This window comes from Pseudarthrobacter sp. NKDBFgelt, assembly GCF_046097905.1.
Lineage (GTDB): Bacteria > Actinomycetota > Actinomycetes > Actinomycetales > Micrococcaceae > Arthrobacter > Arthrobacter polychromogenes.
This window is the reverse complement of sequence record NZ_JBJURL010000097.1, coordinates 1-12,764: the sequence shown is the minus strand read 5'-3', so window position 1 is coordinate 12,764 and position 12,764 is coordinate 1. Positions and strand designations below refer to the sequence as shown.

12 protein-coding genes and 2 pseudogenes are annotated in these 12,764 nt (G+C 66.9%); 11 read left to right on the top strand and 3 right to left on the bottom strand.

Annotated elements, in window-relative coordinates:
- The 6 genes and pseudogenes from ACKAE7_RS18725 to ACKAE7_RS18700 form a co-directional block, all read left to right on the top strand.
- A pseudogene (locus ACKAE7_RS18725) lies at positions 1–520 on the top strand (hypothetical protein); the annotation flags it as partial.
- Positions 521–547: 27 nt separating this feature from the next.
- Positions 548–1,552 (top strand): aldo/keto reductase family protein, encoded by a 1,005-nt coding sequence (locus tag ACKAE7_RS18720; RefSeq protein WP_190614571.1) that lies wholly within the window; start codon positions 548–550, stop codon positions 1,550–1,552.
- Between the two features lie 9 nt (positions 1,553–1,561).
- Complete coding sequence (locus tag ACKAE7_RS18715) at positions 1,562–2,431, top strand: SDR family oxidoreductase (RefSeq protein ID WP_408979987.1); 870 nt, start codon at positions 1,562–1,564, stop codon at positions 2,429–2,431.
- A 161-nt stretch (positions 2,432–2,592) separates the two neighbouring features.
- Positions 2,593–3,720 carry a sulfite oxidase gene (locus tag ACKAE7_RS18710; protein ID WP_408979986.1) on the top strand — a complete coding sequence of 376 codons (1,128 nt, stop codon included), beginning with the start codon at positions 2,593–2,595 and terminating at the stop codon, positions 3,718–3,720.
- An 82-nt stretch (positions 3,721–3,802) separates the two neighbouring features.
- Positions 3,803–4,186 carry an RNA-binding S4 domain-containing protein gene (locus tag ACKAE7_RS18705; protein WP_188810934.1) on the top strand — a complete coding sequence of 128 codons (384 nt, stop codon included), beginning with the start codon at positions 3,803–3,805 and terminating at the stop codon, positions 4,184–4,186.
- Between the two features lie 53 nt (positions 4,187–4,239).
- The gene (locus ACKAE7_RS18700) at positions 4,240–5,646 is read left to right on the top strand and encodes an amidohydrolase (RefSeq protein WP_408979985.1); all 1,407 of its coding nucleotides are present in this window, start codon (positions 4,240–4,242) and stop codon (positions 5,644–5,646) included.
- 14 nt (positions 5,647–5,660) lie between these two features.
- On the opposite strand, the gene ACKAE7_RS18695 is transcribed toward ACKAE7_RS18700, so the two are convergent.
- A complete protein-coding gene (locus tag ACKAE7_RS18695; RefSeq protein ID WP_191036464.1) occupies positions 5,661–6,167 on the bottom strand; it encodes a hypothetical protein in 507 nt (168 codons plus the stop codon).
- Positions 6,168–6,310: 143 nt separating this feature from the next.
- Between ACKAE7_RS18695 and ACKAE7_RS18690 the strand changes: the two genes are divergently transcribed.
- On the top strand, positions 6,311–6,928 hold the full coding sequence (locus tag ACKAE7_RS18690) for a uracil-DNA glycosylase (RefSeq protein ID WP_104189932.1): 618 nt from the start codon (positions 6,311–6,313) through the stop codon (positions 6,926–6,928).
- A gap of 15 nt (positions 6,929–6,943) precedes the next feature.
- A pseudogene (locus ACKAE7_RS18685) lies at positions 6,944–7,775 on the top strand (hypothetical protein).
- A 21-nt stretch (positions 7,776–7,796) separates the two neighbouring features.
- Here ACKAE7_RS18685 and ACKAE7_RS18680 read toward each other — a convergent pair.
- Entirely contained in the window at positions 7,797–9,047 is a 1,251-nt protein-coding gene (locus ACKAE7_RS18680; protein ID WP_408979984.1) for a type II toxin-antitoxin system HipA family toxin, read from the bottom strand.
- Entirely contained in the window at positions 9,044–9,307 is a 264-nt protein-coding gene (locus tag ACKAE7_RS18675) for a helix-turn-helix transcriptional regulator (protein ID WP_408979983.1), read from the bottom strand. Before ACKAE7_RS18675 ends, ACKAE7_RS18680 begins: the two co-directional genes overlap by 4 nt.
- Before the next feature lie 346 nt (positions 9,308–9,653).
- On the opposite strand from ACKAE7_RS18675, the gene ACKAE7_RS18670 reads away from it, so the two are divergent.
- From ACKAE7_RS18670 to ACKAE7_RS18660, 3 genes are all read left to right on the top strand, one after another.
- The gene (locus ACKAE7_RS18670; RefSeq protein WP_191036468.1) at positions 9,654–11,210 is read left to right on the top strand and encodes an alanine/glycine:cation symporter family protein; all 1,557 of its coding nucleotides are present in this window, start codon (positions 9,654–9,656) and stop codon (positions 11,208–11,210) included.
- 130 nt (positions 11,211–11,340) lie between these two features.
- Positions 11,341–12,042, top strand: coding sequence for a FadR/GntR family transcriptional regulator (locus ACKAE7_RS18665; RefSeq protein ID WP_188810920.1), 702 nt, complete (start codon positions 11,341–11,343; stop codon positions 12,040–12,042).
- A 27-nt stretch (positions 12,043–12,069) separates the two neighbouring features.
- A partial coding sequence (locus ACKAE7_RS18660) for an asparaginase (protein ID WP_408979982.1) occupies positions 12,070–12,764 on the top strand: 695 nt, incomplete at its 3' end.

Below are 12,764 nucleotides of genomic sequence, written 5' to 3'. Positions count from 1 at the left end.
TGTGCTCAGCGGGAGCCGGGAAAGAATCCGGGGTGTCAGACGGACAGTCCTGCACCGGATTGCTGCCGACGTGCAGCCCGCGCACATGAAAACGACGCTGCGCACCGCCGTCGAACACCACCCCGCGCTGACCGCCGCCCGCCGCGAGCCGCCGGTCCTCGCGGAGGACTGGGCCACTGCTGTTGCGGACGCGGACGCCCGGGCAAGGGCGGCCAAGGCGCGCGCGGCTTCGCCGGAAATCAAGGTTTCAGTGCGGGATTTGCCCGATCCCCAGGTGCCGGCAGAAGAGGTCGCGGAAGTGGCCCCGCTGGTGGAGTCCGCTCTGGATAACAGCCGCCCCTCGCGGGAGCTGCCCCGGTCCTTCAAGAAGCCGCAGGTCCCCCACGTCCTGGCTCCGCTGGACACCGGATCACTGGTGTCCCTGTCCGGCCCGGCGCAGATCAGCAGGGCCGCGGCGGAGGCAGCCAGGGAAGCGGGTTCCAAAGGGTCCGCTTCGAAGGGCAGACAGCCCTTACCCTGAGCAACCATCTGGGTTAGCGTGAAACCCATGGAATTCAGATACCTCGGAAACAGCGGATTCAAAGTCTCGGAAATCACGTTCGGCAACTGGCTGACGCACGGCTCGCAGGTGGAGAACGACGTCGCCACCCAGTGCGTGCGGGCAGCGCTCGACGCCGGCATCAGCACGTTCGACACAGCTGACGTCTACGCCAACACGGCAGCGGAAACGGTCCTGGGCGCAGCGCTGAAAAACGAACGGCGCGAATCCCTGGAAATTTTCACCAAGGTCTATGGACCCACCGGCCCCAAGGGCAAGAACGATCTTGGCCTGTCCCGCAAGCACATCATGGAATCCATCAACGGCTCGCTGCGGCGGCTGCAGACGGACCACGTGGACCTCTACCAGGCCCACCGCTACGACTTCGAGACGCCGCTGGAAGAAACCATGCAGGCGTTTGCGGACATCGTCCGGCAGGGCAAGGCGCTGTACATCGGCGTCAGCGAATGGACGGCAGACCAGCTCCGGGAGGGGCACAAGCTGTCCAGGGAGCTCGGTTTCCAGCTGATCTCCAACCAGCCTCAGTACTCCATGCTGTGGCGGGTGATCGAGGCCGAGGTCGTGCCGGCGTCGGAGGAGCTAGGCGTGTCCCAGATTGTCTGGTCCCCCATGGCGCAGGGCGTGCTCAGCGGCAAGTACCTGCCCGGCCAGCCTGCCCCTGAAGGCAGCCGCGCCACGGATGACAAGGGCGGCGCGAAGATGATCGAGCGCTGGATGCGCGACGACGTCCTGGCCGGCGTGCAGGACCTCAAGCCCATCGCCGAGGAAGCGGGCCTGTCCATGCCGCAGCTGGCCGTGGCGTGGGTGCTGCAGAACCCGAACGTTGCCTCGGCCATCGTCGGCGCCTCGCGGCCGGAGCAGATCGCGGACAGTGTTGCGGCGGCAGGCGTGAAGCTTGAACCGGAGATCCTGAAGAAGATCGACGACGCCATCGGATCGCTGGCGGAGCGGGACCCTGCCCAGACCAAGTCCCCCGCTGCGCGGGAAGCCTAGGACGGGCCGGTGACGTCCGCAGCCGAACTGCCTGACTTCCCCGGCCTCGGCGTCACGGGGTCCACCGGCGGGCTGGGCGGGATGGTGGCGCGGGAACTTGCCGCGCTGGGTTCCGCCCAGCGACTGCTGGTCCGCGATGCCGCGCGTGCCCCCGAGCTGGACGGCGCAACGCCCGCCGTGTGCAGCTACGCGGATTCCGCGGCCGCCCGGCAGGCACTGGACGGCGTGAAAGTCCTGTTTATGGTGTCTGCCGCGGAAACGCAGGAACGGGTGCAGCAGCACACCGCCTTCATCGACGCCGCGGCAGGCGCCGGCGTGCAGCATGTGGTGTACACGTCCTTCTACGGCGCGGCGCCCGATGCCACCTTCACCCTGGCCCGGGACCATTACGCCACCGAGGAGCACATCCGGGCGTCCGGCATGGACTTCACGTTCCTGCGGGACAACGTCTACCTGGACTTCCTGCCGCTCCTGGCCGGGGAGGACGGCGTGATCCGCGGACCTGCCGGTGCCGGCGCCTTCTCGGGGGTGGCCCGCGAGGACGTCGCCCGGTGTGCGGTGGCCGTCCTGCGCGACCCTGCCATCCACAAGGGCGCCACCTACAACCTGACCGGCCCGGAGGAACTTACATTCGCGCAGGCGGCGGGCATCATCACGGAGAGCACGGGCCGCACCGTCACCTACCAGCCGGAGACGGTGGAGGAGGCGTACGCTTCGCGGGCCTCCTATGGCGCCCCTCCCTGGCAGGCGGACGCGTGGGTAAGTACGTATACCGCCATCGCGGCGGGGGACATGGCGGGGATTTCACCGGATGTCCATGGGCTCACCGGCGAGGACCCCATCAGCCTGCGCGAGTTCCTCTCCCGCCCGGTCCTCTAAGTTCCCCCGGAGTTTTTGTCCAGATACGCAGGCTTCCGGGGCCTCCAACCCTGCATATCTGGACAAAAACTCCAATTGGGAGGGGCGTTGACGGGGCTGCGGGGCTGGCGTAGACCTATGGACAGGGGACGTTCGAGCCGGCCGGCAGGAGTGGCACCACCATGAAACAGACCTACACGAACCAGCAGTCCGCCGGTCCGGCCGCAGCGGCGGAAAGCCCTGCTGCGCACACGGCCGGGCCCACCACCGGCCCGATCACCCGCGAGGAACTCCAGCTGGGGGCCCGCAACCACTCCATGCCGCTGGAGGCCCTCCGCCGGGACGTCACTCCACCCGGGCTGCATTACGTCCTGACCCACTTCGACATCCCGGACATTGACGAGTCCTCGTGGCACCTGCGGATCAGCGGCGCGGTGGACATGGCCATGGAGCTGACCATGGCCGCCCTCCGCAGGGACCCCGTCATCACCGTGCCCGTCACCCTGGAGTGTGCCGGGAACGGACGGTCGCTCCTGGATCCGCGGCCGATCAGCCAGCCATGGCTCCTGGAAGGCGTGGGCACCGCGCACTGGACCGGCGTGCCGCTGGCCTACCTCCTGGGAAAGGCGGGCGTCCATCCGCACGCCGTCGAAGTGGTGTTCACCGGGGTGGACGAGGGCGTCCAGGGCGGAGTCCCCCACCGCTACGCGCGCAGCCTGCCGATCCATGAGGCGCTGCGTCCCGACGTCGTCCTTGCCTACGCAATGAACGGCAGCGAACTGCCGCCCCAGCACGGCTACCCGCTGCGGCTGGTGGTGCCCGGCTGGTACGGCATGGCCAGCGTTAAATGGCTCGAATCCATCGAGGTGGTGACCACCCCGTTCAAGGGCTTCCAGCAGGAGGTCGCCTACCGCTACCAGGACTCAGCGGACGACGCCGGCACGCCGGTTTCGCGGATCAGGGTGCGTTCGCTGATGGTTCCGCCGGGCATCCCGGACTTCCTTACCCGCAACCGGATGCTGAAACCCGGGCCGGTGCTGCTGCAGGGCAGGGCATGGTCCGGCGGGGGTGCCGTCACGTCGGTGGAGGTGGGCATCGACGGCGCGTGGCTGCCGGCCCAGCTCGACAAGCCTGCGGGCGGGTACGCGTGGCGAAAGTGGACCATGCCGTGGGTTGCGGACCCGGGCGGGCACGTGCTCTCCTGCCGTGCCACGGACGCAACCGGTGCCACCCAGCCCCTGGAGCAGAACTGGAACTACCAGGGGATGGGCAACAACGTGGTGCAGCGCATCAGTGTGACGGTTGGGTAGTAGCTGGGCGTCCCGGCTGGTGGTGGACCCGCCGACAGGTCCGGCGCCGGGAAACCGGGCCGGGCTATACTCGGTGCCAGCCATGACCAGCCTTCCTTCCTCCCCCGCCAGTGTCCGCGTCGACGCGTGGTTGTGGGCTGTGCGCGCCTACAAGACCCGCTCCGCGGCCACCGCTGCCTGCCGGGCGGGCCACATCCGGCTCAACGGCAGCCCGGCCAAGGCATCCGCGACGCTGGTCACCGGCGACACAGTCACCGTTCGGATGTCAGGCTACGAACGCATCCTCGAGGTGCGCCGGCTGATCAATAAGCGCGTCGGGGCTGAACCGGCCTCGCACTGTTTCACCGACCACACGCCGCCGCGACCGATCGCCCCCGCGCTTGGCCTGCCGCAGCGCGACCGGGGCGCCGGCAGGCCCACCAAGAAGGACCGCCGCGAGATGGAACGGCTCCGCGGTCCGGCGTGACAGACCTGGTCCTTGCAAACGTTCGGATACCCGGGGACGCCGCACTGTACAGCGTGCACATCAGTGACGGCCGCGTAAGCCGGCTCGGCGCAGGTGCCGAGTCTCCGGGCGCGGCGCGCGTCATCGACGCCGGCGGACGCTGCCTGATTCCGGGCCTCTGGGACGAGCACGTCCACATGACCCAGTGGGCGCTGCATGCGAACCGCGTTGATCTCTCCGGTGCCCTCAGCGCCCAGGATGCTGCCGCCGTCGTACGTTCTTCGATGCCCGGCGCCGATCCGGCGGTGACCGCCGTTGGCGTCGGCTTCCGTGACGCCCTGTGGCCGGACGCCCCCTCCCTGGCGCTGCTGGATGAGGCAACCGGCAGCCAGCCCACCGCACTGGTCAGCCACGACCTGCACAGCGTGTGGCTCAATACCGCTGCGGCCAGGCGGTACGCGGTTCAGGTGGACGCCTCCGGGCTGCTGCGCGAGGACCCGGCCTTTGCCCTGACCCGGGAGCTGGGCCGCCTGCCCGACGCCGTGGTGGATGCCTGGGTGGCCGGAGCCGCCAAGGCGGCTGCTGCCCGCGGCGTGGTGGGCGTGGTGGATTTCGAGATGACATGGAACCGGGACCCGTGGCTTCGGCGCATTGCCGGCGGCTTTGATGCCCTCCGCGTGGACGCTGGTGTTTACCCTGCCGACCTTGAGCGCGCCGTGGCGGCTGGCATGAGGACTGGGCAGGAGGTCGACGGCGGCAAGGGGCTGCTGCGGGTGGGACCGCTCAAGGTCCTCATTGATGGGGCGTTGAACACACGCACCGCCTATTGCGTGGACCCCTACCCCTTTGGCGGGCACGGGCTCCTGACGGTGGAGCCGGAGGAGCTCCTGGCGCTGCTGGAGCGGGCGAGGGACACCGGATTTCTTTCCGCCGTCCACGCGATCGGGGATGCGGCCAACCAGGTGGCCCTCGACGCTTTTGAGCGGGCGGGGATTGGCGGGCGGATCGAGCACGCCCAGTTTGTCCGCCGGGAGGACCTGGTGCGTTTCGGTTCGTTGGGCGTGCTGGCCAGTGTCCAGCCCGTCCATGCACTGGACGATCGCGATGCCGCGGAGACCAACTGGCCCGGGCGGACTGACCGCGCTTTCCCATTGCGTTCCCTGCTCGACGCCGGGGCATCGCTGCTGCTGGGCTCGGATGCACCCGTGGCCCCGCTCGATCCTTGGGCTGCCATGGCGGCGGCCACTGTGCGGGCCCGCGATGACGGGCGCGGGCCGTGGCATCCCCAGGAAGCCATTACCCGCCGGCAGGCGCTCCTGGCTTCGAGCCGGGGGCGTTCGCGGGTGCGCGTGGGTGATCCTGCCGACCTGGTACTTCTTGACGAGGATTCCATTGCAGCGCCGACCGACGTGTTCGCTGCGATGCCGGTGGCTGCCACGCTGGTCGCCGGGCGTTTTACGTACAACGGCGGCCTGGCGTAGGTCCGGCTGCGGGCTCACGCCTTTGTGCGTGCCCTCACGAGGTTGGCAAACGGGAGCCTTCCGTGTTCCTCAACGAAGGCCGTGTGGTAGTCCGCTTCTGCCCTGGGGAGGTGTTCCGGCGGCAGTTCCTTCCAGGCGATCAGCAGCTGGTCCACGTCCGCGAGCTGCCAGACCAGCCGGCCGTCCCAGTGCCCCGGCGGCTTGCCCTGCCCGAAGTCCAGGAACTCCTGGACCTGCCGCCGGAGGCCGCGGTTGCCCTTGCTGCCGGGACCTGCCTTGCCCAGGTAAAGGACGACGGCGGCGTCCACCCATTCGGCGGCGAGGGCGGGCCCGGGCAGCGACGGGTCCTTCTTCTTGAAGACGCCCGCGGTGCTCTTCTTCAGGAAGCGGGGCTGGAACCCTTCCGGCGCCAGGACGGCGAAGACGCCTGTACCCTGCGGGATCCGCATGGCCTCGAGCGACCCGATGGGACGGAAGCCCGCGAACCCCTCGGCTTTCAGGCCCTTTCTGGTGAACTGCATTCCCTCATTCAACAGCACGCCTGACGGCTCCAGCAGAGTCCAGCAGAAGGGAGAGAGAACTTCACCTGCCCACCCATCAGCGTGGAAGCGTAGAGTGGCCTAAGACGCCTGATTCTGGACGCCTTGCTGCTGAGGGAGAAATCGTGACGATTGATTGGGACGAGAAAAAGGCCCTGCTACAGGAACCGAACATTGCGAAGGTCACCCAGCTTTGCGATGAACTGATGGAGAAGAAGCCAGGGTCTGTCGTCCCTTATATCGACCCTGTGCACGACGAGGATGAGTGCCGGATCGTCAGCCTGCAGGTCAGCCCCGGCAAGGGCACCGTGTCCGGCTTTGTCTCGCACTACAACGACGATGAAGCCGCCCGCCGCGCCACCCAGATCTACGAGTTGGCAGAACTTGATCCCCGCTACGTGATGCCGTGGCACGCCTACCCCTGGGTCCGCGACGCGGATATGCCGTCCGCCCTGAACGTGCAGGAGAAAACTGACGGCCTCCGACCTTTCCGGCAGTTCCTGAAGATCAACTCCCGGGTGTCGGCGGTCATCGCCCACGGCACCGACGCTTCCACTTTCCTCACCCTCTTCGAGAAGACCTACCACCAGTCGCTGAAGAACAGCGGCATCAAGGTGTACAAGGCCACCGCACTCGGAGGGCGGGCCTTCGCCGTCTCGGAAGCGAAGCAGGAAGAGCTCCTGGCCAAGAACGTGGACATCTACAAGGACGCCATGCAACGGGCAGGGATCCAGCACCTCTAATATTCCGCCCAAGGCATGGATGTCATCGCCTGGCTGCTCGAGTCCGATCCAGCCCTCCGCTGGCAGGTCCTGCGCGACCTCACCGGAGCGCCGCCCGAGGCAGTGCTTGCCAAACGGAACCTCATAGCCACCCGCGGCTGGAGCGCACGCCTCCTTGCGCTGCAGGGAGCGGACGGACAATGGGACGGCGGCACCTACTGGCCGGACCATGACGACGACCCCCACGGCCAGCCCTGGACCGCAACCACCTACACCCTTCTGCTGCTGCGCGATTTCAGAGCCCTGCATCAACGGCATGGTGGTGGGGCTGGGCGCCTACTTCGGAGAGAACGTCGACGCTGTAGTGGAACGGCTGGTCGGTGAACAACTTCCCGACGGCGGATGGAACTGCGAAGCAGAACGGGGATCCGTCCGCTCTTCGTTCCACACCACCATCTGCGTGCTGGAAGGACTGCTCGAGCACGAACACGCCACCGGCGGGACCGGCGCATCACGGGCGGCCCGGCACCGCGGCGAAGAATACCTGCTGGAACGCAGGCTGTACCGGCGGAAAAGCACGGGCGCCGAGGTCATTCCCGAATGGCTGCAGTTCTCCTACCCCACCCGCTGGTTCTACGACGTGCTCCGCGGGCTGGACTACTTCCGCACCGCCGGCGGCGCACCCGACGAACGGCTGGGAGAAGCCGCAGAGGCAGTCCGCTCGAGGCAGCAGCCGGAAGGCTCATGGCTGCTGGAAAACACCCACCCCGGCAAGGTGCACTTCACACTGGAGGACGGCGACGGGCAACCCAGCCGGTGGAACACCCTCCGCGCACTGCGGGCCCTCAGGTGGTACGAGGGCCGATAGGCCGCCGGCCATTGAACCGGCTTAGCCCTCAAGCAGCCGCCGCCGGTGCTTCAACTCCTTGACCCATGCCCTGGTGACCATGTCAGGGAAGGGAGAGCCGCCGTCGTCGTCAGTCCTTTGTCCGGACCCGCCCAGGCCACGGAAGGCGGCCCCGGACTCCAGGTCCGCCAGCAGCGGACCCGCCGCTTTCAGGGCAATCTCTACCACCTGGGCGGCCGCGCGCTCAGTCAGCCCGAGCTCCGTGGCCCAGCCCAGGAAATGACGGCGTGAGACGCCGGTCCGTTTGCCGTTCATAGTCAGTGCAAGCGTCTTGTCGCCGTAGACCACTGTGGAGGGAATGTCGTAGACCGGCGCGATGGTCCACTCACCGGAAGGCTGCTGGACCATGGACACGTTCTTGGCGTGCAGGTCCCCGTTGCCGGCAAGCCATGCGTAGGCTCCCTGGATGGCAAGGTTCCTCAGGGCAGGAAGGGGCGCAGCGCAGTGGTCCGCCAACGCATGGCAGACCTGCCCGTAGCCCACGTTGTACTTGTCCGCCGGATAAAGCTTCAGCACCTGCGCCCCGTCCTCGACCGCCAGCCGCTCCACCCCGCCCGGTTGGCCCGCCGCCCTGGGAATGCGGTCGAAGCGCTCAACCAGCAACCCGGGCCTGCCGGCAACATCCCGGATCAACCGGACCTTGCTCAGCGGGATCCTGAGCTTGGCCGCGTAACGGAACATCACCAGCTCGTTCTCCACCACATGCGGAAATTCGGGCGCGTTGAGTTTGAGGATGAACTGCCGCCCGGTACCGGTCACGGGGACAGAGATCATGCCGGCGGAGAGCTTGTCCTGCACGCCGGCCAGGGCCACCGGGTCAATCAGGTCGGGGTCCCCCAGCAGCTGGTCGAAGTCCACCGGCTTTTTCGGGTCGAGCCGGACCGCATGATCATCCGGGTCCAACGGCTCCCCATGGCCCACGATCTGCACGTCGCCCACAGGATTCGCTCCGGCGGCGATGAGCAGGGACAGGTCGTCATCGGCGCTGGTCTTGATGGAGCGCCGCAGCGCATTAAGCCGGCGGCCCTCAGGCAGCAGCCCGGTGAAATAGGGCGGCGCGGCCCCCGCGGCGGACAGCACCGGTTCCTTACTGAGCGGCAGGGAAGTCGCGACGGCGGGCCCTCCCGTGTGGAGGTAGGCGGGCAGGTAGCTGAAGCGGGTACCGCCGTCCTGCCGTTCGAGCCGTGCTGCAAGGACACCCGCTTTGTAGATGTCCGCGATGCGGTGCCTCATTGTTCAGCGCTGTTCTCACCCGGCGGCCCGGCCGCGCGGGCCGCCTGGCTGGTCCGGGCGGCGACCTTCAGTTCCAGGCCCAGGGTTTCTAGGACGGCGACCAGGGAATCCAGCTGGACGCTCGGCTTGCCCTGCTCGACGAAGCGGACAAAGCGCTCGGAGACTCCGGCCAGCTGGGCGAGGTCGTGCTGGGTCAGGCGAAGGACTGCGCGGCGGGCGCGCACTTCTCCCGCCAGCGCCGCTGCAAAGTTCTGGGACATGGGCCTCCCTAGGTACGATCGTGCCGTTTCAACCCCTATGGCAAGTGTAATGACGGCCAAGGACCAATGACTAGTGGGGAATCGGCACGAACCTACCGATGGCGCAGCAGGGACATCCCAGGCGCCTCCAAAGCCGGTGCCCTCCGGCGCAGTCCCGTCACGGCGCAGGCGCGTTCCATAGCAAATTAGCACGGCAAGCCCAAGGTCGAGTTTTCAGCCCAGTTGACATAAGTTGGGTCGCATATGTCGCAGCTCACATCCGTGCGGGGGGTCAGGCAGCATCTACAGCTGTCGTGGAACAGAGGCGGGCAGAACGCAGGCCCTCAACGAAAAGAGTATGGAACCAATGCAATCAATTCCTATGGCCGTGACGGACGACGTCGGCTGGCTCGCATCAGTAGAAGAAGCGATCGACGCGGTGTTCCGCCCGGTCGCTGAGGTATTTTCGACGATCGTCTTCTTCCCCATCACCATTGGCGATGTCAGCTTTCCGGCAGTGGTGGCCTGGCTCATCGCCGCCGGTGTCATCATCAGCATCTACCTGGGCCTGATCCAGTTCCGCGGCCTCAAGGTGTCCTACGAAGTGGTGCGCGGACGGTACTCCGCCCACCACGATCCCGGCGAAGTGCCGCACTTCCATGCACTGACCTCCGCCTTGTCCGGCACTGTCGGCCTGGGAAACATCGCGGGTGTGGGTGCCGCGATGGCACTTGGCGGACCCGGCGCCACCTTCTGGATGATCCTGGCCGGCCTGCTGGGCATGGCTTCGAAATTCGCTGAGTGCACGCTCGGCGTCAAGTACCGCCAGATCCATGAGGACGGCACGGTAACGGGCGGGCCGTTCAAATACCTGCCCGTCGCCTTCCATAAGTTCGGCAAATGGCCAGTGAAGATCCTCACCGGAATCTTCGCCGTTTCCATCCTCATTTTCGCGGTGGCCGGTGGAAACATGTTCCAGGCCAACCAGACGTTCGCCCAGATGCGGAACGTCACCGGCGGTGACGAAGGTTTCCTCGGCAGCGCCGGAGCGGCCCTGATCTTTGGCCTCATCCTCGCGGCGCTGGTCGCGGCCGTAATCCTCGGCGGGATGAAATCCATCGGCGCCACCACCAGCAAACTCGTTCCGGCGATGGCAGCCGTCTACGTGCTTGCCTGCCTCTTCGTGATCTTCGTGAACATCGGCCAGGTGCCGGCCGCGTTCAACGCCATCATTACCGGCGCCTTCAACCCGTCGGGCATGGCCGGCGGCCTCGTGGGCGTCATGATTGTCGGCTTCCAGCGCGCAGCGTTCTCCAATGAGGCAGGATTGGGATCTGCTGCCATCGCGCACTCAACCGTGAAGACACGCCGCCCTGTCAGTGAAGGCTTCGTTGCCATGTTTGAACCCCTCGTTGACACAGTCATCATCTGCACCATGACCGCCCTTGCGATTGTTATCGCAGGTGCACCGAGCCTGCAGGCAGGCATCGACCAGGTGCAGGCCGGCGAGGGCGCACCCGACGGCGTCATCCTCACGTCCGACGCCTTCGCCACAGTCCTGCCCTGGTTCCCCGTAGTCCTGGCCGTAGCTGTGACGCTGTTCGCCTTCTCCACCCTGATCACCTGGTCCTACTACGGCCTGAAAGCATGGGAGTACCTGTTCGGCCGCAGCAAGGCCTCTGAAATTTCCTACAAGGTCGTCTTCCTGTTCTTCACCGTTGTTGGAACCGTCCTGACGTTCGGACAGGTGCTGAACTTCGCCGATGCTGCCCTGTTCATTTGCGCATTCATCAACCTGCTGGGCGTCTACATGTTGCTGCCGGTGATCAAGCGCGAGATGAAGGCCTATCTTGCGGAGCGCAAACGCGGCGACCTTCACAAGCTGGGCGCTGAGATTGACGAGGTGGAGAGCCCCCGCTCCTAGCACTGGAGCATCAGCAGAGGACTTCTTCCCTCCACCCGGAGGACAGGGAGGTTGGCGCCGTCACGGCGCCAACCTCCCTTTTGCGCTGATCCGCATTGACACCGCGTGTGACGCCTGCCATATTTAAAGCGTGAACCTGTCAGACAGCCGGACAGCAGGACAGCCTGCACCCCTCGCGCGGCTCAGTGCCGCCGAAGCGGTCTTCAATGCGATCCGGCAGGACATCGAGTCAGGTGCCGTTCCCGTTGGCAGCAAGCTCAGCTCCGAGTCCACGCTTTCCCAGCAGTACGGGGTGAGCCGCTCGGTGATCCGCGAGGCCCTCCGCTCCTGCACGGCCCTGGGCCTGACCGTCACCAAAACCGGCAAAGGCACGTTCGTTGTGGCGGACAAGGTGGCCAATGACCTCTCCCTCGGCCAGTACTCAGCTCGGGACCTCACGGAAGCCCGCCCCCACATCGAGGTTCCCGCAGCCGGCCTGGCCGCGGAGCGGCGCAGTGACGGGGAGCTGGAAACACTCCGCCACCTCGTGGCCGCCATGCGCACCGAAACCGATCCCGAATCCTGGGTTGCCCTGGATTCCAGCTTCCATGCAGCCATCGCCCGGGCCAGCGGCAACAGGGTGTTCGCCAGCGTGGTGGCGGACATCCGCGGCGCCCTGGCCCACCAGTCCGAAACCCTGAACATGGTGGCGGACAGGCAGCACGCCTCGGACATCGAACACCAGGACATCCTCGCCGCCATCGAGGCAGGCTCCGCCGAGAATGCACGCGCTGCGATGGCCCACCACCTGCAGGCCGTGGGCCTGGCCCTCGATTCCATCCTCAACAAATAGCCCCGCCCCAACCCAGCCAAGGAATCCATGCTTTCCCCTGCCCTCTCACCTGCCCTCAGTGCTGCCGCCCTCCCGCAGCACACACCCCTGGTCGCTGCCACCCGCGACGGAATGGTGGAGAGCATCCACTACGGGTCAGCCATTGCCCTGGACGCTGACGGCACCACAGTGGCCACCGCAGGTGATCCGCTGGCACCGTTCTACCCCCGCTCCTCGCTCAAGCCGCTGCAGGCCGTGGCCATGGTCCGGGCCGGGCTCGAACTTCCCGCTGAGCTCCTCGCCCTGGCTGCCGCAAGCCACTCCGGCAGCGCAAAGCACCGCCAGGGAGCCCTGCGGATCCTGGAACTGCACGGACTCAGTGTCAGCGATTTCGAGAACAGCAGGGACCTCCCCTACGGCCCGGGCGAACGGGAGGAGTGGCTGCGCAACGGGGGCCGTTCCACCCAGCTCACCCAGAACTGCTCTGGCAAGCATGCCGCCATGGCCGCCACCTGCGCCATCAACGGCTGGCCGGTCAAGGGCTACCTGGATCCCTCGCACCCGCTGCAGCGGCTCGTGGCCACGACCGTCACAGAGCTCACCGGCGAAGAACCCCACGCCCTCAGCACCGACGGCTGCGGCACTCCCCTGTATGCCCTGACCCTGCCGGGCATGGCCCGCGCCTTCGGTGCGATCGCCCGCGCCGCCGCGGACAGCAGCGGCAGGAACGACGACGGCGGGCC